Origin of the sequence: Pseudomonas sp. PsB (assembly GCF_043658375.1) — a bacterium.
GTDB classification, from domain to species: Bacteria; Pseudomonadota; Gammaproteobacteria; order Pseudomonadales; family Pseudomonadaceae; genus Aquipseudomonas; species Aquipseudomonas putida_Z.
The window spans coordinates 452583-475997 of the sequence record NZ_JBIGLU010000001.1 but is presented as its reverse complement, the minus strand read 5'-3'; the positions used below and the strand labels follow the sequence as shown (position 1 = coordinate 475997).

Sequence of the window (23415 nt, the reverse complement as noted above, 5' to 3'; positions counted from 1 at the left end):
CCCCATGCAGCTGCAAACGTCGTGTTCATTGCAATCCGCGACACGCCGTTATTCCATAAACGACTATGCACATTCCATTTGGGTATAAATTCGTTTGTTTTCAGCCTGTTAGCATTTCCGTTCGCAATCGCTCACAGAGGCGATGCCTCTTCTGCTTTTTTCTGCTGGAGCTTCAATGAACCTGCCGCTGTCCCTTAACCTGCTGGCGTTCCTGGCCCTGTTGCTGGGCCTGGCACAAACCCGCCGCACCGACTGGAGCCTGGCCAGGAAAGTATTGCTGGGCCTGGTGCTGGGCGTGGTGTTCGGCCTGATCCTGCATACCGTGTATGGCGCTGGCCACCCCGTACTCAAGGCCACCATCGCCTGGCTCGACCTGGTCGGCAACGGCTACGTCGGCCTGTTGCAGATGATCGTCATGCCGCTGATCTTCGCCTCGATCCTCAGTGCCGTGGCGCGCCTGCACAATGCCTCGTCACTGGGCCGCATCAGTGTGCTGAGCATTGGCACCCTGCTGCTGACCACCGCCATCGCCGCGTTGATCGGCATCGTCCTGACCAACCTGTTCGGCCTGAGCGCCGAAGGCCTGGTGGCCGGCGCGCAGGAAAGCGCGCGCATGCAGGTTATTCACAGCGACTACGCCGGCAAGGTCGCCGACCTCAACATCCCGCAGCTGCTGCTGTCGTTCATCCCCAGCAACCCGGTAGGTGACCTGGCACGGGCCAAGCCGACCTCGATCATCAGCGTGGTGATCTTTGCCGTGTTCCTCGGCCTGGCCGCGCTGCAGCTGATCAAGGACGATGCCGAGAAAGGCGAACGCGCGCTGTCGGCCATCGACACCCTGCAGGCCTGGGTGATGCGCTTGGTGCGGGTGGTGATGAAGCTGACCCCGTATGGCGTACTGGCGCTGATGACCAAGGTGGTGGCCAGCTCGAACATGGATGACATCCTCAAGCTGGGCAGCTTCGTGGTGGTGTCGTACCTGGGCCTGGCGCTGATGTTCGTGGTGCACGGCGTTATCCTCGCCGCCACCGGCGTGAGCCCGCTGCGCTTCTTCCGCAAGGTGTGGCCGGTGCTGACCTTCGCCTTCACCAGCCGCTCCAGTGCCGCCAGCATTCCGCTGAACATCGAAGCGCAAACCCGCCGCCTGGGCGTACCGCAGTCGATTGCCAGCTTCAGCGCATCATTCGGTACCACCATTGGCCAGAACGGCTGCGCCGGCCTCTATCCCGCCATGTTGGCGATGATGGTGGCGCCGGCGGTGGGCATCGATACCTTCGACCCGCTGTGGATCGCCACCCTCGTGGCCATCGTCACCTTGAGTTCGGCAGGTGTTGCCGGCGTAGGTGGCGGTGCCACTTTCGCCGCGCTGATCGTGCTGCCGGCCATGGGCTTGCCGGTGGAGCTGGTGGCGTTGCTGATTTCGGTAGAGCCGCTGATCGACATGGGCCGCACGGCGTTGAACGTGAACGGTTCGATGACCGCAGGGGTGGTGACCAGCCAGCTGTTGAAAGAGACCGACAAGGAAGTGCTGGCTGGCGATGAACATGCCGAGTTGAGTCATTCCTGATAAGGAAGGGGTCGCTATGCGGCCCCAATATCCAGTAACGCAATGGCATGGGAAGCAAGCAATAGATGGCTATTGGCGTTGCTATACTGCTAGCCGGGCTAGCGAATACGCCGATGGAAAGGAACCACCATGCAGCAGTACGACATGACCCAGGCAGAAGCCGAAAAGATCCGAGTTGAGGTTGCCAAGATCCGCGTCGAAGTGGATAAGTTGATGGCCGAGACACGCAAGCTGAATGCTGAAGCCGGCAAAATGACCCGCGAAACCTTCTGGTACCCGGTTGCCATCGCCGTCGGTTTCGTCATCACGGTGGCTACTGTCACCGCATTGATCATCAAGCTGCTCACCTGAGCGCCCGTCCGGCCGGAAAGGGCTGCAAAGGAGCCCCGGCAATCTCAAACCTTGTCCCAGACCTCGAAGTGATACCCAGGCTTGCCTTCCTCAGCCTGCGCCTCGCTCGACACCAGCTTCCACTGCCCCCGATCGAACTCAGGGAACCACGCATCCCCTTCCGGCGACAACTCGACCCGCGTCAGGTACATGCGGCTGACCAGCCCTTTCTCCAGCGCCTGCCCATACAGCTGCGCCCCGCCAATCAGCATCAGCTCATCGACACCGGCCTCCCGCGCCCACTGCTCGGCCCGCACCAGCGCCTCTTCCAGCGAGCCGAACACCTCGGCCCCCGCCAGTTCCAGCCCGGCCTGCCGGCTGACGACGATATTCAACCGCCCAGGCAATGGCCTGCCCAGCGAGTCCCAGGTCTTGCGCCCCATGATGATCGGCTTGCCCAGGGTAGTGGCCTTGAAGTATTTGAAGTCCCCCGGCAGATGCCAGGGCATGGAGTTGTCGATGCCGATCACGCGGTTCTCGGCGTGAGCCGCGATCAGGCTGAGGGGGAGTGATGTATTCATGCCAGCGAGGATAGCACCGGGCGTGTGGGTTATGCTTCTGCCCTGACCTGTGCAATGGAAGACCTTGTGACTGCACCCACTTCACTGGACAAGCGCTGGCTCACCGAAGCGGTACGCCTGCGCGAGGAACATGCCGGCCCCCTGGAGGACCAGGAAGCCAACCGCCGCGCCCGCCAGGCAGGCGGTGACCTGGCAGCCCGCATCGAAACCCGCGCCCTGTTCCTGGCCGAACGCGACGGCATCAGCACCGCCCTGCGCCACTGGAAACAGGGCGCACGCCTGGCGCTGCTGGCCTTGCTGGTGCTGGCCGTGCTCAGCGGCGCAGGGTTGGCACTGGCCGCCCTGGGCGACGGGCAGCGCCCGGTGAATGTGTTCTGGGCCCTGGGCAGCCTGCTCGGGCTGAACCTGCTGATGCTGCTGGGTTGGGCCATCGGCTTTACCTTGAGCGGCGAGCATGGCGCGGGGCTGGGCCGCCTGTGGCTGTGGCTGAGCGAACGCTTTGCCCGTGACGCCAAGGCCGCACACCTGGCACCGGCGCTGCTGGTGCTGCTGCAACGCCAGCGCCTGAACCGCTGGCTGCTCGGCCTGCTGGTGCATGGCCTGTGGCTGCTGGCGATGGTCACCGCACTGGGCATGCTGCTGGCCTTGCTGGCGACCCGGCGCTATGGCTTTGTCTGGGAGACCACCCTGCTCGCCGCCGACCCGTTCATCCACCTGACCCAAGCCTTGGGCGCGCTGCCTTCGTTGCTGGGTTTCACGGTACCCGACGAGGCCATGATCCGCGCCAGCGGCGACAGCCAGCCGGCCCTGGACCTGGCGCGCCAGGCCTGGGCCAGCTGGCTGCTTGGCGTGGTGCTGGTGTACGGCCTGCTGCCGCGCCTGCTGTTGGCCGGGGTGTGCCTGTGGCGCTGGCGCCAAGGCCGCCAACGCCTGGCGCTGGACCTCAGCCTGCCCGGCTACGCGCAGCTGCGTGAAGCGCTGATGCCACGCAGCGAACGCATCGGCGTCCAGGATGCCGCGCCCGAAGCCTTGCCGCAGTTTGCCGCTGGCCAGCTGGAAAGCGGCAGCAGCGGCGCCCTGCTGGTCGGCCTGGAGCTGGACGACCAGCACCCCTGGCCGCCCGCGCTGCCGAAAAGCGTGACCAGCGCCGGCGTGCTCGACAGCCGCGAATCGCGTAACCGCCTGCTCGAACAGCTCAGCCGTTTTCCGCCGGCACGCCTGGCCATCGCTTGCGACCCGCGCCGTTCGCCCGACCGCGGCAGCCTGGCGCTGCTCGCCGAGCTGGCACGCAATGCCGGCGCCACCCGCATCTGGCTACTGCAGGCCGCACCGGGCGAGGCCCTGGACGCCCAGCGCCTGGGCGACTGGCACGAAGCCCTCGACCGCCTTGGCCTGGCGCATGCCGATACCTCGCCGCTGACCTGGCTGGAGCATGGCCATGACTGAGCCGCTGAAACTGGCCGTGGTCGGCCACACCAACGTCGGCAAGACCTCGCTGCTGCGCACCCTGACCCGTGACGTCGGCTTTGGCGAAGTCTCCCACCGCCCCAGCACCACCCGCCATGTGGAAGGTGCGCGGCTGTCGGTGGACGGCGAACCCTTGCTCGAACTGTACGACACCCCGGGCCTGGAAGACGCCATCGCCCTGCTCGACTACCTCGAACGCCTGGAGCGCCCGGGCGAGCGCCTGGACGGCCCGGCCCGCCTCGAGCGCTTTCTGCAAGGCAGCGAGGCACGCCAGCGTTTCGAGCAGGAGGCCAAGGTGCTGCGCCAGCTGCTGGCCAGCAATGCCGGCTTGTATGTGATCGACGCCCGCGAACCGGTGCTGGCCAAATACCGCGACGAACTGGAAGTGCTGGCCAGCTGCGGCAAGCCGCTGCTACCGGTGCTCAACTTCGTCGCCAGCCACCAGCACCGCGAGCCGCAATGGCGTGAAGCCCTTGCCAGGCTTGGGCTTCACGCGTTGGTGCGGTTCGACAGCGTGGCCCCGCCAGAGGATGGCGAGCGCCGGTTGTACGAAAGCCTGGCCCTGCTGCTGGAAAACGCCCGCCCGGCCCTGCAGCGACTGATCGACGACCAGCAGGCACAGCGCCTGGCGCGCCGGCACAGCGGCAAGCGCCTGATTGCCGAGCTGCTGCTGGACTGCGCCGCCTGCCGGCGCAGCGTCGAGGCCGAACCGGCTGCCGAAGCCCAGGCCATCGAGGCATTGCGGCAAGAGGTGCGCCAGCGCGAGCAGCGCTGTGTCGAGGCACTGCTCAAGCTGTATGCCTTCCGCCGCGAGGACGCCCATGCCAGCGACCTGCCGTTGCTGGATGGCCGTTGGGGCGATGACCTGTTCAATCCCGAAACCTTGAAGCTGCTGGGCGTGCGCTTGGGCAGTGGTGTGGCCGCCGGTGCTGCGGCGGGTGCCGGGGTGGACCTGCTGGTCGGCGGCCTGACACTGGGGGCTGCCGCCCTGGCCGGGGCGATTGCCGGCGGCGCGCTGCAGACGGCGCGCAACTATGGGTCGCGGTTGATGGGCAAGCTCAAGGGCAAGCGCGAACTGACGGTGGACGATACGGTGTTGCGCTTGTTGGCCTTGCGTCAGCAGCAATTGATGGTGGCGCTGGAAAACCGCGGGCATGCGGCGCAGGACAGCATTCGGCTGGGGGAACTGGATGAGAAGGCCTGGCGGGAGGGCAAGTTGCCGGATGCGCTGAGCAAGGCGCGGGCGCATCCGCAGTGGTCCACTCTGAACCCTGGGGCGAAGCTGAACCAGGCTGAGCGGCAGGAACAGCTGGAGGCGCTGGTTTCACAGTTTTGATCAAGCAGGTCTGGCCTCTTCGCGGGTAAACCCGCTCCCACAGGTATCTCACATTCCTTGAGATGTGCACTACTCCTGTGGGAGCGGGTTCACCCGCGAAGAGGCCCGCACAGGCAGCCCACATCTCAAAGTAAAGCCAAAGCCTTCCGCTTCAACCCATCCAGGTCAATCACCGCCACCCCGACCACTTTGGCCCGCTCATCCCACTCCCTCATCCGCAAGCTCACCTCGAACAGCGGATCCCGCTCGAACACATCCGCTTCGCCCTCGCTCATCACGCCCCCCTGATACTCCAGGGTCCGCCGGCTCGCTTCACTCAACCGCTGGTAATACCCAGGCTGGCGCAAAGTCAGGTAGCGCTTGGCCTCCACGTGATACTGCACCAGCCGCGCCATGCGTTCGCCAAAACCACAGCGGCGTAAATACTCGGCGCCGATGCGCTCATGGCTGACCACGCCATAGCCGCCCATGCTGGCGTCACCGCCGCACAGGTGGCCGATGTCGTGGAAGAACGCCGCCAGCACCACTTCGTCGTCGAAGCCTTCTGCCATGGCCAGTTGCGCGGCTTGGGACATGTGTTCGAGCTGGGTGATGGCTTCGCCGATGTAGTCGTCACTACCGTGGCGTTCGTACAGCGCGAAGGTGCTGTCGATGATCTGGGCTGGGGTGGGCATCACCGTCTTCTCCTGGCTTGATTGGGTGGTGGCTTCTTCGCAGCGCAAGGCTGCTCCTACAGGTTGTCGCCGACCTGTAGGAGCAGCCTTGCGCTGCGAAGAGGCCGGTGCAGGTTACTGCTGAGCCACCTTCTCCGACTTGCCGTCATAGCGCTTGCGCCACTCGGCCAGGATCTGGTCACGGTTCTTCGAGGCCCAGGCAAAGTCGTTCTTGATCAGACGCTGTTCATAGTCCGCCGGCAGTTCGGTCTGCGGCTTGGCAATGCCCGGCGCGGCCAGCACGGCGAAGTTCTCCTTGTACAGTTCCATGGCCGCCGGGCTTGCCGAGAAATCAGCAAGGCGCTTGGCCGCATCCGCTTTTGGCGAGCCTTTGATTACCGCAGTCGCCTCGATCTCCCAACCCAGGCCTTCCTTCGGCAGCACGATGTCCAGCGGCGCGCCCTGGCGCTTGAGCTGCACCGCCGGGTACTCGAACGAGATGCCGATCGGGAACTCGCCCGCTGCTGCCAGCTTGCACGGCTTGGAACCGGAGTGAACGTACTGGCCGATGTTCTGGTGCAGCGCATCCATGTACGCCCAACCCTGCGGCTCGCCAAAGGTCTGCAGCCAGGCGCTGACATCCAGGAAGCCGGTGCCGGACGAGGCCGGGTTCGGCATGACGATCTTGCCCTTGTACTCGGGCTTGGTCAGGTCCTGCCAGCTCACCGGCTTGCTCAGGCCCTGCTTCTCGGCCTCGATGGTATTGAAGCAGATGGTCGCGGCCCACACGTCCATACCGACCCAGGCTGGAGGGTTGGCAGCATCGCGGTAATTGGCGGCAATCTTGCCCAGGTCCTTCGGTGCGTAGGCTTCGAGCATGCCGTTCTGGTCGAGGATGGCCAGGCTGGAAGCAGCCAGGCCCCACACTGCGTCGGCTTGCGGGCGGTCTTTCTCGGCCAGCAGCTTGGCGGTGATGATGCCGGTGGAGTCACGAACCCACTTGATCTCGATGTCCGGGTTGGCCTTCTCGAAGGCCTGCTTGTAGCTCTTCAGCTGTTCGGCTTCCAGGGCGGTGTAGACCGTCAGCTGGGTACCAGCGGCCGAAGCCTGCAGGCTGAACACGGCGGAAACGGCAGCGGCAAGTGCAAGGTGCTTGTACATGGGTAGGTTCCTTACAGGTCAGACAGTCGCGGCGCGTTGGCGCCAGGCTTGGGAGCGGCGCAGCAGGCCGCGTGAGGCTGCGGCCAGCAGCAGTGAAGCGCCGGCACTGGTCAGCAGGATCAGGGTGGACATGGCGGCGGCACCACCGACGTTGCCGGCGTCATCCATGTTCAGCACGGCGACGGCAGCCAGGATGGTGTCGGGGCTGTACAGGAAGATCGCCGCCGACACGGTGGTCATCGCCGAGACGAACAGGTAGCGGATGATGTCCAGCAGCGCCGGCAGGCAGATCGGCACGGTCACCCGCAGGAAGTGCCTGTACAGCGGCGCCTTCAGCGACAGCGCGGCGGCCTCGAACTCGCCGTCGAGCTGGCGCAGGGCGGTGGTCGCGGTCATCTGCGCGGTGGTCAGATAGTGGGCGATGGTGCACACCACCAGCAGCCCCATGCCGCCGTAGAACACATGCAGCGGGTTGCCGTTCAGGTTGAAGAAGAATACGTAGCCCAGGCCCAGCACCAGGCCCGGCACGGCCATGGGGATGAAGCTGAGCAGGCGCAGCGCCTGGTTGAGCAGGCGTTGGCCCTGGGTCTTCTCCATCAGGTAGGCGCCGGTGAAGATCACGATGCTGCCGATCAGCGCGGTGCCGATGGCCATGGTCACGCTGTTGCGGTAGGCCAGCCAGCCACCACCGGCGGTGTCCTCGAACATGTAGTGACGCAGCGACAACGACAGGTTGTAGGGCCAGAAAGTGACCAGCGACGAATACACCGCCATGCCGATCACCAGCAGCAATGCCGCGCACACCAGCAGCACGATCGCCAGGAAGCAGGCATCACGGCCCCGCGACGGCTTGGGCTCGAACACCTGGGCACGGCCGCTCATGGCCTCGCCCTGGCGCCGGCGCAGCCAGGCATCGACGGTAAAGCTGAACAGCGCCGGCAACAGCAGCACCATGCCGATCAGCGCGCCGCGGCCGAACTGCTGCTGGCCGACCACAGCCTTGTAGGCTTCCAGCGCCAGCACCTGATAGTCGCCACCGACCACGACCGGTACACCGAAGTCGGTGATGGTTAGGGTGAACACCAGGCAAAACGCTGCGAATACTGCCTGGCGCGTGGCCGGCCAGGTGATGCTGGTGAACGCTCGCCAAGGGCCGGCACCCATGCTGGACGCTGCGTCGAACAGGCGTGCATCGGCCAGCGATAGTGCCGACAGCAGGATCATCAGGGCATGCGGGAAGGTGTAGATAGCCTCGCCCAGCACAATGCCCCAGAAGCCATAGATGTTGTCGCTGAGCAACCCGCGCAGCAGCCCCTGGTTACCGAACAGGTAGACCAGGGCGATGGCCGGCAGCATTGACGGCGCCAGCAGCGGCAGCAACGAAATCCCCCGCCACAGGCCTTTGCCCGGAATCAGTGTGCGTTGCAGGGCATAGGCGAACAGGTAGGCCAGCGGCACCACGATGGCTGCCACCGTGAAGGCCACCGACAGGCTGTTGCCCAGCAGCCAGTGGAAGTTTTCACTGGCCAACAGTTCGCGGGCCGCCAGCAGGCCGCCACCCTGGCCCGCTTCTGCGCTGAAGCCGCGCCAGAAGATCGCCAGCAGCGGCATCAGCACCGCCAGCACCAGAAGGATCAGCAGCAGGCTCTTGCCGCCGACGACAAACAACCGGTCGCCCAGGGCGACGCCAGCACGCGGCGTGGCCTTGGCCTGGCTCAGCGGCAGGGACATTGGCGCGGCCATCTCAGGCAAACACCTGCAGGCTCTGCGGCGGCAGCGCCACCCAGATGTCCTGCGAGCCCAGCCGCGGCATGGCCTCGGGGGCCAGCTCCGCCAGCAGTGCATGGCCAGGCAGCGCCTTGAGCTCGAAGCTCATGCGACAGCGGTTACCGAGGAAGGTGATTTCACGGACCATGGCCGGGAACAGGTTTTCTTCGTGCACCGCCGGGTTGACCGTGATCGCCTCCGGGCGGCAGAACAGCCGGCCGCTGCTGGGTCGGGCCGAACCTGGTGCCAGACGCATGTTCATGCCACCGACCTGGGCATGGCTGTCACTGCTGCGCTGGAACGGCAACCAGTTGCCCTGGCCGACGAACTCGGCAACGAACGGCGTGGCCGGCTGGTCGTAGATTTCCTGCGGGGTGGCGTACTGCTCGACCTGGCCGTTGTTCATCACCGCAATGCGGTCGGCCATCAGCATGGCCTCGTCCTGGTTGTGGGTGACCATCAGCGTGGTGATGCCCAGCTGGCGCTGCAGCTGGCGCAGTTCGGTGCACAGGTGCTCGCGCACCCGGGCGTCCAGCGCCGACATCGGCTCGTCCAGCAGCAGCAACGACGGCGACGGTGCCAGCGCACGGGCCAGGGCCACACGCTGCTGCTGGCCACCGGAAAGCTGACCGGGGTACTTCTTCTCGCTGCCGGCCAGGCCCACCAGTTCGAGCATTTCGGCCACTCGCTGGCGGGCCTGATCGCGGCCGCTGCCAGTCAGGCCATAGGCGATGTTGGCTTCGACGGTGAGGTTGGGGAACAGCGCGTAGGACTGGAACAGGATGCCGTAGTCACGGGCCTGGGGTGGCAGCTCGGAGATATCGCGCTCGCCGATGTACAACGTACCGCGGTCCTGGCGCTCCAGGCCGGCGATGCAGCGCAGCAGCGTGGTCTTGCCGCAGCCGGACGGGCCGAGCAGGCACACCAGTTCGCCGGCGGCGATGTCCAGCGAGACATCGTTCAGCGCCGTGAAGGCGCCGAAGCGCTTGTGGATGTTGCGCACTTTCATCTGTGCGCCGGGGGTGGTGTGGTTCATGGCAGGGCCTCATCGAAGAGATGGGGCCATGCTAGGAAGGCTGTGCGAAGGTTCTGTGGCTTTAGGGCAAAAGCGGGTGATAGTGGTATAGGCAGATTTTGTATTGGCCTTCGCGTGCCTCTTCGCGGGTAAACCCGCTCCCACAGGGATCGCGCCGCATCTGAAGGCTGTGCAGTACCTGTGGGAGCGGGCAAGCCCGCGAAAAAGCCAACACAAATCTAGAAGTGCGAACCGGCCACTTCCTGCGCCACCCCAAGGAAGGCTGCTGGCAACCGGGCCTGGCGCCGCTCTTTCAGGCAATACAGGTACTCATGCATCACCGGCGCGTTCTCCAGCGCCAGCACCCGCAACTCAGGGTTGTGCGGCACCTCGTGCCGGGCAATCACGCTGATGCCGATATTGCGCAGCACCGCCTCACGGATAGACTCGCGGCTGCCAATCTCCAGCAAGGCGCCGGCCTTCACCCCGGCCTCCTGCATCATCTGCTCGGTCAGCTTGCGTGTGGTCGAGCCCTTCTCGCGCATCAGCAGGCAATGGCCGGCCACCACGTCAATGGACACTGCCTGGCGGTGTGCCAGCGGGTGGTTGCGATGCACCGCCACCACCAACGGGTCAGTCCCCAGCACCCGCCGCACCAGCCGCGCGTCTTCCAGCAGTTGCGACGAAGCGGCGATATCCACCCGGTAGTCCTCGAGCATCTCCAGCACCTGCTGCGAGTTGCCGATTTCCACCGCCACTTCCACCTGCGGCAGGCGTTCGCGGTAGATCTTCACCAGGTCAAGAATGTAGTAAGGCGCCGTGGCCGCGATGCGCAGGCTGCCCTGGGCCTGGCCGCTGTTGCGCAGCTCGAACTCGATGTCGGCCTCCTGCTGCAGCAGTGCCTTGACCATCGGCAGCAGGCGCACGCCCTCCTCGCTCAGCACCAGGCGCCGCCCGCCGCGGTAGAACAGCTCCACCGCGTACTGGCTCTCCAGGTTGCGAATCTGCGTGGTCACCGTGGGCTGGCTGAGGCCGAGCTTCTTCGCCGCCAGGGTGATGCTGCCCAGGCGGGCCACCATGTAGAAGGCTTTAATCTCCGAACTCAGCATGCACGTCCTCTATTTGCGCAACAGGCGCAAGCCGTTGAACACCACCAGCAGGCTCACGCCCATGTCGGCAAACACCGCCATCCACATGGTGGCCATGCCGGCAAAGGTGATCGCCAGGAATATCGCCTTGATGCCCAACGCCAGAACGATGTTCTGCATGAGGATCGCCGCACTTTGGCGCGACAGCCTGACGAAGGCCGGGATTTTCCGCAAGTCGTCGTCCATCAGCGCCACATCGGCGGTCTCGATGGCGGTGTCGGTACCGGCCGCCGCCATGGCAAAACCGATCTCGGCACGAGCCAGCGCAGGGGCGTCGTTGATACCGTCACCGACCATGCCCACCCGATGGCCCTGGGCGTACAGCGTTTCGATGCTCTTGAGCTTGTCGGCAGGCAGCAGGTTGCCTTCGGCACGGTCGATGCCCACCACGGTGGCGATGGCCTGGGCGGTATGCGGATTGTCACCGGTCAGCATGACAGTCTTGATGCCCAGCTCGTGCAGCTCGGCGATGGCCTGGCGACTGCTTTCCTTGACCGTGTCGGCCACCGCGAACAGCGCCAACGGGCCGGAGCGGTCGAGCAGCAGCACCACGGTCTTGCCCTGGCGCTCCAGCGCATCCAGCTGGGCCTCGAGCTCGGGCGAGCACAGCCCCAGCTCCTCGACCAGACGGTGGTTACCCAGGTGGTAAACCTCACCCGCGATGGTACCGCGCACGCCGCGCCCGGCCAGGGCGGCGAAGTCATCGACCTCGCTCAAGGCCAGGCCTTGCTCCTTGCCGAACTGGGCAATGGCGCGGGAAACCGGGTGATCCGAACGCTCGCCCAGGCTGGCGGCCAGGGCTTGCGCGCGGCCTTCGAACAGCGGCTCCAGTACCTTGGCGTCGGTCTGCACCGGCTTGCCGTGGGTGATCGTGCCGGTCTTGTCCAGGGCCAGGAAGTCTAGCTGGCGCCCGCCTTCCAGGTACACGCCACCCTTGATCAGGATGCCCTTGCGCGCGGCGGCGGCCAGGCCGCTGACGATGGTCACCGGGGTCGAGATCACCAGGGCGCATGGGCAGGCCACCACCAGCAGCACCAGGGCGCGATAGACCCAGTCGAACCAGGCACCGGCCATGAACAGCGGCGGTATCACCGCAACGGCCAGGGCAATGGCAAACACCACCGGGGTGTAGATGCGCGAGAAGCGGTCGACGAAACGCTGGGTAGGCGCCCGCGCGCCTTGCGCTTCCTCGACGGCCTTGATGATCCGCGCCAGGGTCGATTGCCCGGCAGCAGCGGTAACGCGGAACTCCAGCGCCCCTGCCTGGTTGATGGTGCCGGCGAACAACTTGTCGCCCACGGCCTTCTCCACAGGCAGGCTTTCGCCGGTGATCGGCGCCTGATCGACGGTGGATTGCCCGCTGGTCACTTCTCCGTCCAGGCCAATGCGTTCGCCGGGGCGTACCCGCACCAGGGCCCCGATGGCCACCTCCCGCACCTCCACTTCCCGCCACTGGCCATCGGCCTGGCACACGGTGGCCATGTCCGGGGTGAGCTGCATCAGGCCGCCAATGGCGTTGCGCGCGCGGTCCAGCGAGCGGGCTTCGATCAGCTCGGCGACGGTGAACAGCACCATCACCATGGCCGCTTCCGGCCACTGGCCGATCAGCACCGCGCCAGTCACGGCAATGCTCATCAGCGCGTTGATGTTGAGGTTGCGGTTTTTCAGGGCGATCCAGCCCTTCTTGTAGGTACCCAGGCCACAGCCGAGGATCGCTGCCAGCGCCAGAGCCGCCACCGCCCACTCCGGGGCCAGCGCGGCAAAGTGCACGATTTCAGCGGCGATCGCGGCAATGCCGGACAGCGCCAGCGGCCACCAGCGGGTCTTGACCACTTGTGGCGCGCTGGCGGTGCCCTCGTCTTCGGCGCCAAGCGGCTCGGCCTTCATGCCCAGGCTGTCGATGGCCTGCTCGATTTCAGCAGTGCCACCCAGGGTGTGGCGCACGCCAAGCACACGGTTGATCAGGTTGAATTCCAGCTGCTCGATACCGGCCAGCTTGCCCAGCTTGTCCTGGATCAGGGTCTGCTCGGTAGGGCAGTCCATGGCCTCGATGCGAAAACGGCTGAACTGGGCGTGGCTGCTGGCCTTTTCGCTCAGCTGGACTAAGGCTGGCGCAGCAGCGCTGCCACAGCAGCTGTGGGCGTGGTGATCGTGCTTGTGTTCGTGGCTGACAGGCTGGTTCATGGGGTCATCCTTAATTTGAGCCTGTTGCCAAGTGAACACCCTGTAGCCACTATAGGGTCAAGCCACTTGCTGGAGAATTTCGTGATGAAGATCGGAGAACTGGCCAAAGCCACCGACTGCGCCGTGGAAACCATCCGCTACTACGAGCGTGAACAGCTGCTGCCGGAGCCGGCGCGCAGCGACGGCAACTACCGGCTGTACACCCAGGCCCATGTCGAGCGGCTGACGTTCATCCGCAACTGCCGCACCCTGGACATGACCCTGGATGAAATCCGCAGCCTGCTACGCCTGCGCGACAGCCCCGATGATTCGTGCGGCAGCGTCAATGCGCTGATCGACGAGCATATCGAGCATGTGCAGGCACGGATCGATGGTCTGGTGGCGTTGCAGGAACAGCTGGTGGAGCTGCGGCGGCGCTGCAATGCGCAAGGGGCGGAATGCGCGATCTTGCAGCAACTGGAGACGAACGGGGCGGTATCGGTGCCGGAAACCGAGCATTCGCATGTGGGGCGAAGCCACGGGCATTAAGCCAAAAGCTTCGCGGGTAAACCCGCTCCCACAAGTACTGCACAGGCCTGAGCTTTGTGCGGTCCCTGTGGGAGCGGGTTTACCCGCGAAGAGGCCGGTACAGGCAATAGAGATCTGTCACACCGCCATCGGCGCCGTCATCGGCGCATGGTGCTCATACCCTTCCAGCCAGAAATCGCTCGGCTCGATCTTCTCCAGCCACTCCGGCTCGTACTTGCCCGTCTCGGCAAACGCCGGCACACGGTCGCTGATCACCAGCTTCGGCGCTTCCAGCGGCTCACGCTTGAGCTGCTCGTTGAGCATGTCCAGGTGGTTCTCATACACATGAGCGTCGCCGATGAAGTAGGTGAACCAGCGAGGGGTGTAGCCGGTCAGGCGGCCGAACAGCGACAGCAGCGCCGCGCCTTCGGTGAGGTTGAACGGCGTGCCCAGGCCCAGGTCGTTGGAGCGGATGTAGAGGGTCAGGGAAATCTCCCTGGTCTCCACATTCGGATGGAACTGGTACAGCAGGTGGCACGGCGGCAGGGCCATTTCGTCCAGCTGCGCGCAGTTCCAGCCGTGGAACAGGATACGGCGGCTGCCCGGGTCGTTGGCGATGGTGTCCAGGCACTGGCGCACCTGGTCGATGGCCTTGTACAGGATGACGAACGCGACGCCGTCCTCCTCGTCCTGGGCGATGCGGCGGAAGCCCGCCTTCTCGGCCATTTCGATGGCCGCTGGGTTGTTCAGCGGGATGCGCTTGTAGCCCGGCCACTGGCGCCATTGCACGCCGTAGATCTCGCCCAGGTCGTCATGGCCCTGGCGGAACGGGTTGGCCAGCCACTGGGCGTTCTCGTTGGCGTTCTGGTCCCAGACCTTGCAGCCCAGTTCGCGGAATTCACCGGCGTTCTTCACGCCACGCAGGAAACCGACCATTTCGCCGATCGCCGACTTGAACGCCAGTTTGCGCGTGGTAATGGCCGGGAAGCCCTTCTGCAAGTCGAAACGCAGCATGGCGCCCGGCAGGCTGATTGTGCGGATGCCGGTGCGGTTGCCCTGCAGCGTGCCGTTGTCGATGACGTCGCGGACCAGGTCCAGATACTGTTTCATGGCTTACCTGTAGCAAAAACGGCAGGGGGATCGCCCCTGCCGTGGGATTAATCAGGCGGGTTTCGCCGTAGGCTTGCGATTATAAGCCCACCAGATCAGGCCAAGGCCAGCCAGGATCATCGGTACGCACAGAATCTGACCCATGGTCAGCCAGCCCCAGGCCAGGTAGCCAAGCTGGGCATCCGGTACGCGGACGAATTCGACGATGAAGCGGAAGATGCCGTAGAACAGCGCGAACATGCCGGATACCGCCATGGTCGGCCGCGGCTTGCGCGAGAACGCCCAGAGGATCAGGAACAGCGCCACACCTTCGAGTGCGAACTGGTACAGCTGCGATGGGTGACGCGGTAGCTGCGCCGGGTCGCTGAACGGCGGGAAGACCATCGCCCATGGCACGTCGGTGGCCTTGCCCCACAGCTCGGCGTTGATGAAGTTGCCGATGCGCCCGGCCCCCAGGCCGATCGGCACCAGCGGCGCGACGAAGTCCATCAGCTCGAAGAACGACTTGTTGTTGCGCTTGCCGAACCACAAGGCCGCCAGCATCACGCCGATGAAACCGCCGTGGAACGACATGCCACCCTTCCACACCTCGAAGATCAGCGTCGGATTGGCCAGGTAGGCGTGCAGGTCGTAGAACAGCACATAGCCCAGGCGACCACCGACGATCACACCCATCGACAGCCAGAACACCAGGTCGGAGAGCTTTTCGCGCGTCCAGGTGGGGTCGAAGCGGTTCAGCCGGCGCGAGGCGAGCAGCCAGGCACCGCCGATGCCGACCAGGTACATCAGGCCGTACCAATGGATTTTCAGCGGCCCGATGGCCACGGCCACGGGATCTATCTGCGGGTAAGGCAGCATGGAACTTCCTCTCGATTCAAATCAAAAAGCTGAGGCCGACACAGAACAGCAGGGCTGCGAACAGGCGTTTCAACAAACGTGGCGACAGCTTGTGCGCCAGGCGCGCGCCGAAGCGGGCGAAAAACATGCTTGTCACGGCAATGCCGAGCAGCGCCGGCAGGTACACGTAACCCAGGCTGTGGGCCGGCAGGTGCTCCTCGTGCCAACCCAGCAGCATGAAACTCAGGGCACTGGCCAAGGCAATCGGCAGGCCACAGGCCGAAGACGTGGCCACTGCCTGCTGCATGGGCAGGCTGCGCCAGGTCAGGAACGGCACGGTCAGCGAACCGCCGCCGATGCCGAAAATGGCCGAAGCCCAGCCGATCACCCCACCTGCACCGATCAGCGCGGGCTTGCCGGGGATGCCGCGACTGGCCTTGGGCTTGAGGTCCAGGGCCATCTGCGCGGCGATGACCAGGGCGAACACACCGATGATCTTTTGCAGCAGTGGCCCCTGGATCAGCGAGGCGGTCTTGGCGCCGACACCGGCCCCGAGGAGGATGCCGAGGGTCATCCAGGCGAAGATCGGCCATTGCACCGCGCCCTTGCGATGGTGCTCGAGCACGGCGTTGATCGAGGTGAAGACGATGGTTGCCAGCGATGTACCGACAGCCAGGTGGGTCAGCACCGAGGCATCGAAACCTTGCAAGGTGAAGCTGAACACCAGCACCGGCACGATGATGATACCGCCGCCCACGCCGAACAGCCCGGCCAGCACACCGGCGCAGGCGCCCAACAGCAGATAGAGCACGAATTCCATTCGTCTTCCCCGAAAAAACAATGCGGCATGGTAACGGAAGCCGGGCTCGGGGCTCTAGTGAACAGTGTGTCAGGATGGATCCTCCCCGCCGCTGTGGGTACAGTGGCAAAAAACCCAGAGGCCCGACCGATGTGCCTGATCGTATTCGCCTGGCGGCCGGGGCATGCCCTGCCGCTGATCGTGGCGGCCAACCGCGATGAGTTCTATGCCCGCCCCACCCAGGCCCTGGCGGCCTGGGAGGATGCTCCCGGGGTATATGCCGGGCGCGACCTGGAGGCCGGCGGCACCTGGCTGGGCGTCGGCCCGCAGGGGCGGTTCGCGGCGCTGACCAATATTCGCGACCCGGCGCAGGCTTTGGGGCCGCGCTCGCGGGGCGAGCTGGTGGCGGCGTATCTGCTGGGTGAGTTGGGGGTCGAGGCCTATCTGGACCAGGTGGCCAGCCGCAGCAGGCAGTATTCAGGGTTCAACCTGCTGGTGGGCGATGGGCGACAGCTGGGCTATCTGCATGCCCGGGACGCGGCGCCGCGCTTGCTGGAGGCCGGGGTTTACGGGCTTTCCAATGCCGGGCTGGATACGCCTTGGCCGAAGCTGGTGAAGGCGCGCAGTGGGCTGGAGGGGCTACTGGAAACGCCGGAGCCACAGCGCTTGCTGGCGTTGCTGGCCGATGCCGAACCGGCGCCGGAGGGCGAGTTGCCGGAGACGGGCGTGGGGTTGGCGACCGAGAAGCTGCTGTCGAGTGTGTTCATTGCCAGCCAGAACTACGGGACTCGGGCGAGTACGGTGCTGATTGTGGATGATCAGGGCAAAAGGCGACTGATTGAACGCAGTTTCGGGCCCTTTGGTGGGCACTTGGGGGAAGTTGAGTTGCTGGTCTGATAATTTGATGTTGCTTGCTCCGGCCTCTTCGCGGGTAAACCCGCTCCCACAGGTACTGCGCCGCATCTGAAGGCTGCGCTGTACCTGTGGGAGCGGGTTTACCCGCGAAGAGGCCGGAACAGGCCACCTCACATTCAGAGGGTTTTATTGGCCCCAGGCCCGATCATCCGCGCCAACCCAAGGTTTTTCAGGGCCAGTTGCAGCGAGCTGTGGATAACCTGCGGGTTGTCATGGCTCAAGGCCTCCACCAGCAGCTCCTTGGCCTTGCTCATATTCACCTGACGCAGCATCCACTTCACCTTCGGCAGGTTGGTGGCGTTCATTGACAGGCTGTCGAAGCCCATGGCCATCAACAGGATCGCCGCTGCCGGGTCGCCGGCCATCTCACCGCAGATACTCACCGGCTTGCCTTCGCCATGGGCGTCGCGCACCACCGTGTTCAGCGCCTGCAACACCGCCGGGTGCAGGTAGTCGTACAGGTCGGCGACCCGCGGGTTGTTGCGGTCCACCGCCAGCAGGTACTGGGTCAGGTCGTTGGAACCGACCGACAGGAAGTCCACCTGCCGCGCCAGCTCCTTGGTCTGGTACACCGCCGCAGGAATTTCCACCATCACGCCAACCGGTGGCATCGGCACATCGGTGCCTTCGTCACGCACCTCGCCCCAGGCGCGGTGGATCAGGTGCAGCGCCTCTTCCAGCTCGTGGATGCCGGAAATCATCGGCAGCAGGATACGCAGGTTGTTCAGCCCCTCGCTGGCCTTGAGCATGGCGCGGGTCTGCACCAGGAAGATTTCCGGGTGGTCGAGGGTGACGCGGATCCCGCGCCAGCCGAGGAACGGGTTTTCTTCCTTGATCGGGAAGTACGACAGCGACTTGTCGCCACCGATGTCGAGGGTACGCATGGTCACCGGCAGCGGGTGGAAGGCCGCCAGCTGCTCGCGGTAGATGGCCAGCTGCTCTTTCTCGCTGGGGAAGCGCTGGTTGATCATGAACGGCACTTCGGTGCGGTACAGCCCCACCCCTTCCGCGCCACGCTGCTGGGCACGGGCCACGTCGGCGAGCAGGCCGGTGTTGACCCACAGCGGCATGCGGTGGCCGTCCGGGGTAACGCACGGCAGTTCGCGCAGGGCATCCAGGCCTTGGGCCAGCTGGCGCTCCTCTTCGACCACGTCGCTGTACTGCTTGCGCAGCACTTCGCTGGGGTTGGTGAACACCTCGCCCTTGTAGCCGTCAACGATCATCTCGATGCCGTCGACCTTGGAATAAGGCAAGTCGACCAGGCCCATCACCGTGGGGATGCCCATGGCGCGAGCCAGGATGGCGACGTGGGAGTTGCCCGAGCCCAGTACCGAGACCAGGCCGACCAGCTTGCCTTCCGGCACTTCGCCGAGCATCGCCGGGGTCAGCTCTTCACTGACCAGAATGGTGTTGTCGGCATACACCAGCGACTGCGCACGGGCTTCCTGCAGGTAGGCCAGCAGGCGCCGGCCCAGGTCCTTGACGTCGGAGGCGCGCTCGCGCAGGTAGTCATCGTCCATCAGCTCGAAGCGGTTGACGTGCTCGCCCACCACCTGGCGCAGTGCGCCCTGGGCCCACTGGCCGGTCTTGATGACTTCGGTCACCTCACCGCCCAGGGCCGCGTCTTCGAGCATCATCAGGTACACATCGAACAGTGCACGCTCCTCCGGGCGCAGCTGGGTGGCCAGCTTGGCCGACAGCTTGCGCATATCGTCGCGCACACCTTCGAGGGCGTTCTGGAACAGCTTCAGCTCGGCGTCGATGTCATCGACGGTCTTGTCCGGTACCACTTCCAGATCGGCTGGCGGCAGCATCACCACTGCGCGCCCCACGGCGGCGCCAGGCGAGCCCGGTACACCGACGAAGCGCGCTTCCTGGATACCTTTGCCCTGGCGGCCCAGGCCACGGATCGAGCCGGTGGCCTCGGCGTGGGCGATAACCCCTGCGAGCTGGGCGCTCATGGTGACCAGGAAGGCTTCTTCGCCCTCGTCGAACTGGCGGCGCTCCTTTTGCTGGATGACCAATACCCCGACCACGCGGCGGTGGTGGATGATCGGCGCACCGAGGAAGGAGGCGAATTTTTCCTCGCCGGTTTCGGCAAAGTAGCGGTAACGCGGGTGGTCGGCAGCGTTTTCCAGGTTCAGCGGCTCTTCCCGGGTACCGACCAGGCCGACCAGGCCTTCGTTGGGGGCCATGCTGACCTTGCCGATGGAGCGCTTGTTCAGGCCTTCGGTGGCCATCAGCACGAAGCGGTTGGTTTCCGGGTCGAGCAGGTAGACCGAGCAGACCTGGCTGCCCATGGCCTCCTTGACACGCAAGACAATGATCCCCAACGCCGACTTGAGATCTTTGGCGGAGTTTACTTCCTGGACGATCTTGCGCAGCGTATTGAGCATGGCTCGGGGTCGAACTCCGTCGTCAGTCGCGCGTCAGCAGACGCGGTGCTAGCTCTTTCAGGGCGCGTCGGTAGACCTCGCGCTTGAATGTCACAACCTGGCCCAGCGGGTACCAATAGCTGACCCAGCGCCAGCCGTCGAATTCCGGCTTGCCGGTCAGGTCCATCCGCACCCGTTGTTCGTTGCTGACCAGACGCGGCAGGAACCACTTCTGCTTCTGGCCGATGCACAGCGGCTGGCTATGCGTACGCACCAGTCGCTGGGGTAAACGATAACGCAACCAGCCACGGGTGCAGGCAAGAATTTCCACATCATCGCGTTCAAGGCCAACTTCTTCGTTCAGCTCGCGGTACAGGGCATCTTCCGGCGTCTCGTCAGGGTTGATGCCACCCTGGGGAAACTGCCAGGCATCCTGGTTGATCCGTCGAGCCCATAGCACCTGCCCGGCATCATTCGTGAGAATGATCCCGACATTGGGGCGAAAACCATCCGGGTCGATCACGGCAGCAACCTCGCAAACGCATGTCACCGCATTGTTCCACAAAGCTTGCGAGCGCAGCAACGCGCCCGCCAAGCTTATGTGCAGCAGCGTGAAAACTCCGTATTCTGCGGGCCTACCCTGTGGCTTATGCGAGTGACCGCGATGCGCCTGGCTTTATTCGACCTGGACAATACCCTCCTCGGTGGCGACAGCGACCATGCCTGGGGTGACTACCTTTGCCAGCGCGGCATCCTTGACCCGGTTGCCTACAAACAACGCAACGATGGCTTCTATCAGGAATACCTGAACGGCACCCTGGACCTGCAGGCCTACCTGGCCTTTTCCATGGAAATCCTTGCGGCAACACCGGTAGCCCAGCTCGACGAATGGCACCGCGACTTCATGCGCGACTGCATCGAGCCGATAATCCTGCCCAAGGCGCTGAGCTTGCTGCAGCAGCACCGCGAGGCCGGCGACCAGCTGGTGATCATCACCGCCACCAACCGCTTCGTCACCGCACCGATTGCCCGGCGCCTGGGAGTTCGCGTGTTGCTGGCGACCGAATGCGAGATGCGTGATGGCCGCTATACCGGGCGTAGTACCGATATACCGTGTTTCCGTGAAGGCAAGGTGACGCGGCTGGAGCGCTGGATGCTGGAGAACGGCTTCGATCTTGAGGACAGCTATTTCTATAGCGACTCGATGAACGATTTGCCGCTGTTGCAGCGAGTGGCGCATGCGGTGGCGGTGGACCCCGACCCGAAGCTGCGGGCGGAGGCCGAGATGCGTGGGTGGCCGGTGGTTTCGCTGCGGGATTGAGGTTTTCCTGTAGCGGCCTCTTCGCGGGCATGCCCGCTCCCACAGGGATCACCACAAGCCTGGAGGGCTGCGCCGTACCTGTGGGAGCGGGCGCGCCCGCGAAGAGGCCGGCACATACAGCACAAAGCTGTCAGACCGGCTTGGCCCCCATCAACCCGGCGATGGACAGGAAGCAAACCCCACTGAACACCGCCAGTGCCAAGGTAAAGCGCAACCCCACCACCTCGGCCTTGCGCAGCCGGTTCAGCCGCACCAGCAGCCACCACACGGCAAACGCGCCCAGCGTATAGATGATGCTGGACGCCAGCACCCAGGTCTGCCCCAGCGGCCAGCCCACCAGGTGCACCAGCCACCAGCCGGTGAACGGCATGCTCACCAGGCACAGGCCCATCACCAGCCAGACGAACACCAGCGGCCGACGCAGCAGCTTGGCGTAGGCCTCGGCATCGCCCTGGCGGCGGGCGCGCACGGTCCAGAGCGCCAGACCCAGAGCACCCAGCAGCAGGAGCGCGGTGGCGAGGATGTGCAGGGTCTTGAGGGTGGTCAGGTGTTCCATGTCTCGGTTGTCCTTAAGCAGGCCATTTTGTGCAGGCTTCTTCGCGGGCTTGCCCGCTCCCACAGGGATATCACAGGCCCTGAAGCCTGCGCAGTACCTGTGGGAGCGGGCAAGCCCGCGAAAGGGCCATCAGCCCCAGCTTAGCCGCTCAGCCCAGGAACAGCTTGTAAGCCGGGTTGTCAGTCTCGTCCCAGTACGGGTAGCCGATCTTCGCCAGCGCCGCCGGCACCAGGTGGCGCTCGTCCTCCGGCACCTGCAACCCCGCCACCACGCGCCCGTCAGCGGCACCATGGTTGCGGTAATGGAACATCGAGATGTTCCAGCGCCCGCCCAGCTTGTTGAGGAAGTTGAACAGCGCCCCCGGCCGCTCGGGGAACTCGAAGCGCAGCACCATCTCGTCACTGGCACCGGCCGAATGGCCACCGACCATGTGGCGAATATGCAGCTTGGCCAGCTCGTTGTCGGTCAGGTCGGTAACCGGGAAGCCCTGCTCGGTCAGTTGCTGTACCAGTGCCGCACGCGGGTCGTTTTCCGGGTGGGTCTGCACGCCGACGAAGATATGCGCCTCGTCGGAGGTGTGCTTGCGGTAGTTGAACTCGGTGATCTGGCGCTTGCCGATAGCCTCGCAGAAGGCCTTGAAGCTGCCCGGGCGTTCGGGGATGGTCACGGCGATGATCGCTTCGCGCTTTTCACCCAGCTCGGCACGCTCGGCCACATGGCGCAGGCGGTCGAAGTTGACGTTGGCACCGGAGTCGATGGCCACCAGGGTCTGCCCGGCCACGCCGTACAGTTCGACGTACTTCTTGATGCCCGCCACGCCAAGGGCACCGGCAGGTTCGGTGATCGAGCGGGTATCATCGTAGATATCCTTGATAGCCGCGCAGATCTCGTCGGTACTGACGGTGACCACTTCATCCACATGATGGCGGCAGATATCGAAGGTGTGCTGGCCGATCTGAGCCACCGCCACGCCATCGGCGAACAGCCCGACCTGCGGCAGCACCACGCGCTCGCCGGCCGCCATGGCCGCCTGCAGGCAGTTGGAGTCGTCCGGCTCGACGCCAATCACCTTGATTTCCGGGCGCAGGTACTTCACGTAGGCAGCAATGCCGGCGATCAGGCCACCGCCACCCACCGGCACGAAGATCGCGTCCAACTGGCCTGGGTGCTGGCGCAGGATCTCCATGGCCACGGTGCCCTGCCCGGCGATGGTGTGCGGGTCGTCGTAGGGGTGCACGTAGACGAAGCCCTTTTCATCGACCAGTTTCAGCGAATAGGCCAGCGCCTCGGGGAACGAGTCGCCATGCAGCACCACCTTGCCGCCCCGCGAACGCACACCTTCGACCTTGATTTCCGGGGTGGTCTTGGGCATCACGATAGTGGCCTTGATGCCCATCTCGCGCGCAGCCAGGGCCAGGCCCTGGGCGTGGTTGCCGGCCGAGGCGGTGACCACGCCACGGGCCAGTTCTTCCGGGGTCAGTTGGGCCAGCTTGTTGTAGGCCCCGCGGATCTTGAACGAGAACACCGGCTGCAGGTCTTCGCGCTTGAGCAGAATCTGGTTGCCCAGGCGCTTGCTCAGCTGCCCGGCGCTCTGCAGCGGGGTTTCGACCGCAACGTCGTAGACGCGCGAGGTGAGGATCTTCTTGACGTACTGTTCGAGCATCGGGAATGCATCACTGGGCCGCGGGACAAGGGCTGGGAGTCTACCCCAGCGCTACGTCGGGCGACCACAGCAAAGCCGCCCGAGCCGTTATACTAGGCTCTTTTCAAAACCGCCCTGCCCCTC

21 protein-coding genes are annotated in these 23415 nt (G+C 64.8%); 7 read left to right on the top strand and 14 right to left on the bottom strand.

Annotated elements, in window-relative coordinates:
• Window positions 1-175 precede the first annotated feature (175 nt).
• Together ACGLHT_RS02235 and ACGLHT_RS02230 are read left to right on the top strand one after the other, a co-directional pair.
• Window positions 176-1567 (top strand): L-cystine transporter, encoded by a 1392-nt coding sequence (locus ACGLHT_RS02235; protein WP_274119828.1) that lies wholly within the window; start codon window positions 176-178, stop codon window positions 1565-1567.
• Window positions 1568-1711: 144 nt separating this feature from the next.
• Window positions 1712-1918 (top strand): hypothetical protein, encoded by a 207-nt coding sequence (locus ACGLHT_RS02230; protein ID WP_274119860.1) that lies wholly within the window; start codon window positions 1712-1714, stop codon window positions 1916-1918.
• 44 nt (window positions 1919-1962) lie between these two features.
• Here ACGLHT_RS02230 and ACGLHT_RS02225 read toward each other — a convergent pair whose 3' ends face one another.
• Window positions 1963-2478: a dihydrofolate reductase gene (locus ACGLHT_RS02225; RefSeq protein ID WP_025340992.1), complete on the bottom strand. Its 516-nt coding sequence runs from the start codon at window positions 2476-2478 to the stop codon at window positions 1963-1965.
• A 54-nt stretch (window positions 2479-2532) separates the two neighbouring features.
• Here ACGLHT_RS02225 and ACGLHT_RS02220 point away from each other — a divergent pair, with 54 nt between their 5' ends.
• Both ACGLHT_RS02220 and ACGLHT_RS02215 read left to right on the top strand, forming a co-directional pair.
• Window positions 2533-3924, top strand: coding sequence for a DUF2868 domain-containing protein (locus ACGLHT_RS02220; RefSeq protein WP_137162604.1), 1392 nt, complete (start codon window positions 2533-2535; stop codon window positions 3922-3924).
• Window positions 3917-5281, top strand: coding sequence for a GTPase/DUF3482 domain-containing protein (locus ACGLHT_RS02215; protein WP_137162605.1), 1365 nt, complete (start codon window positions 3917-3919; stop codon window positions 5279-5281). The genes ACGLHT_RS02220 and ACGLHT_RS02215 overlap by 8 nt, the downstream gene beginning before the upstream one ends.
• 125 nt (window positions 5282-5406) lie before the next feature.
• On the opposite strand, the gene ACGLHT_RS02210 is transcribed toward ACGLHT_RS02215, so the two are convergent.
• The 6 genes from ACGLHT_RS02210 to ACGLHT_RS02185 form a co-directional block, all read right to left on the bottom strand.
• Complete coding sequence (locus tag ACGLHT_RS02210) at window positions 5407-5955, bottom strand: phosphonate degradation HD-domain oxygenase (protein ID WP_137162606.1); 549 nt, start codon at window positions 5953-5955, stop codon at window positions 5407-5409.
• 114 nt (window positions 5956-6069) lie between these two features.
• Complete coding sequence (locus ACGLHT_RS02205) at window positions 6070-7095, bottom strand: putative 2-aminoethylphosphonate ABC transporter substrate-binding protein (RefSeq protein WP_085592463.1); 1026 nt, start codon at window positions 7093-7095, stop codon at window positions 6070-6072.
• 18 nt (window positions 7096-7113) lie between these two features.
• Entirely contained in the window at window positions 7114-8838 is a 1725-nt protein-coding gene (locus tag ACGLHT_RS02200; protein WP_015272179.1) for a putative 2-aminoethylphosphonate ABC transporter permease subunit, read from the bottom strand.
• A 1-nt stretch (window position 8839) separates the two neighbouring features.
• Window positions 8840-9898, bottom strand: coding sequence for a putative 2-aminoethylphosphonate ABC transporter ATP-binding protein (locus tag ACGLHT_RS02195; RefSeq protein WP_075046676.1), 1059 nt, complete (start codon window positions 9896-9898; stop codon window positions 8840-8842).
• A gap of 218 nt (window positions 9899-10116) precedes the next feature.
• Complete coding sequence (locus ACGLHT_RS02190; RefSeq protein ID WP_137162607.1) at window positions 10117-10986, bottom strand: LysR family transcriptional regulator; 870 nt, start codon at window positions 10984-10986, stop codon at window positions 10117-10119.
• Between the two features lie 9 nt (window positions 10987-10995).
• The gene (locus tag ACGLHT_RS02185) at window positions 10996-13209 is read right to left on the bottom strand and encodes a heavy metal translocating P-type ATPase (RefSeq protein ID WP_137162608.1); all 2214 of its coding nucleotides are present in this window, start codon (window positions 13207-13209) and stop codon (window positions 10996-10998) included.
• Window positions 13210-13293: 84 nt separating this feature from the next.
• Between ACGLHT_RS02185 and cadR the strand changes: the two genes are divergently transcribed.
• Entirely contained in the window at window positions 13294-13737 is a 444-nt protein-coding gene (gene cadR, locus ACGLHT_RS02180) for a cadmium resistance transcriptional regulator CadR (RefSeq protein WP_015272183.1), read from the top strand.
• A 117-nt stretch (window positions 13738-13854) separates the two neighbouring features.
• Here cadR and ACGLHT_RS02175 read toward each other — a convergent pair whose 3' ends face one another.
• From ACGLHT_RS02175 to ACGLHT_RS02165, 3 genes are read right to left on the bottom strand one after another with little or no spacing between them, the layout of a single operon-like run.
• Window positions 13855-14826 carry a thymidylate synthase gene (locus ACGLHT_RS02175; protein ID WP_137162609.1) on the bottom strand — a complete coding sequence of 324 codons (972 nt, stop codon included), beginning with the start codon at window positions 14824-14826 and terminating at the stop codon, window positions 13855-13857.
• 51 nt (window positions 14827-14877) lie between these two features.
• Complete coding sequence (gene lgt, locus ACGLHT_RS02170) at window positions 14878-15684, bottom strand: prolipoprotein diacylglyceryl transferase (protein ID WP_013974665.1); 807 nt, start codon at window positions 15682-15684, stop codon at window positions 14878-14880.
• 16 nt (window positions 15685-15700) lie between these two features.
• The gene (locus tag ACGLHT_RS02165; protein ID WP_024087873.1) at window positions 15701-16483 is read right to left on the bottom strand and encodes a sulfite exporter TauE/SafE family protein; all 783 of its coding nucleotides are present in this window, start codon (window positions 16481-16483) and stop codon (window positions 15701-15703) included.
• A gap of 129 nt (window positions 16484-16612) precedes the next feature.
• Here ACGLHT_RS02165 and ACGLHT_RS02160 point away from each other — a divergent pair, with 129 nt between their 5' ends.
• On the top strand, window positions 16613-17359 hold the full coding sequence (locus ACGLHT_RS02160) for an NRDE family protein (RefSeq protein WP_137162610.1): 747 nt from the start codon (window positions 16613-16615) through the stop codon (window positions 17357-17359).
• Between the two features lie 134 nt (window positions 17360-17493).
• Here the strand turns inward: ACGLHT_RS02160 and ptsP are convergent, their stop codons facing one another.
• The gene (gene ptsP / locus ACGLHT_RS02155; protein ID WP_013974668.1) at window positions 17494-19773 is read right to left on the bottom strand and encodes a phosphoenolpyruvate--protein phosphotransferase; all 2280 of its coding nucleotides are present in this window, start codon (window positions 19771-19773) and stop codon (window positions 17494-17496) included.
• A gap of 22 nt (window positions 19774-19795) precedes the next feature.
• Entirely contained in the window at window positions 19796-20275 is a 480-nt protein-coding gene (locus tag ACGLHT_RS02150; RefSeq protein ID WP_274119859.1) for an RNA pyrophosphohydrolase, read from the bottom strand.
• Window positions 20276-20416: 141 nt separating this feature from the next.
• On the opposite strand from ACGLHT_RS02150, the gene ACGLHT_RS02145 reads away from it, so the two are divergent.
• A complete protein-coding gene (locus ACGLHT_RS02145) occupies window positions 20417-21073 on the top strand; it encodes an HAD family phosphatase (protein WP_137162611.1) in 657 nt (218 codons plus the stop codon).
• A gap of 130 nt (window positions 21074-21203) precedes the next feature.
• On the opposite strand, the gene ACGLHT_RS02140 is transcribed toward ACGLHT_RS02145, so the two are convergent.
• Both ACGLHT_RS02140 and ilvA read right to left on the bottom strand, forming a co-directional pair.
• On the bottom strand, window positions 21204-21629 hold the full coding sequence (locus ACGLHT_RS02140; protein ID WP_137162612.1) for a DUF2269 domain-containing protein: 426 nt from the start codon (window positions 21627-21629) through the stop codon (window positions 21204-21206).
• Between the two features lie 148 nt (window positions 21630-21777).
• Entirely contained in the window at window positions 21778-23292 is a 1515-nt protein-coding gene (ilvA, locus tag ACGLHT_RS02135) for a threonine ammonia-lyase, biosynthetic (RefSeq protein ID WP_085664328.1), read from the bottom strand.
• Window positions 23293-23415: the final 123 nt, after the last annotated feature.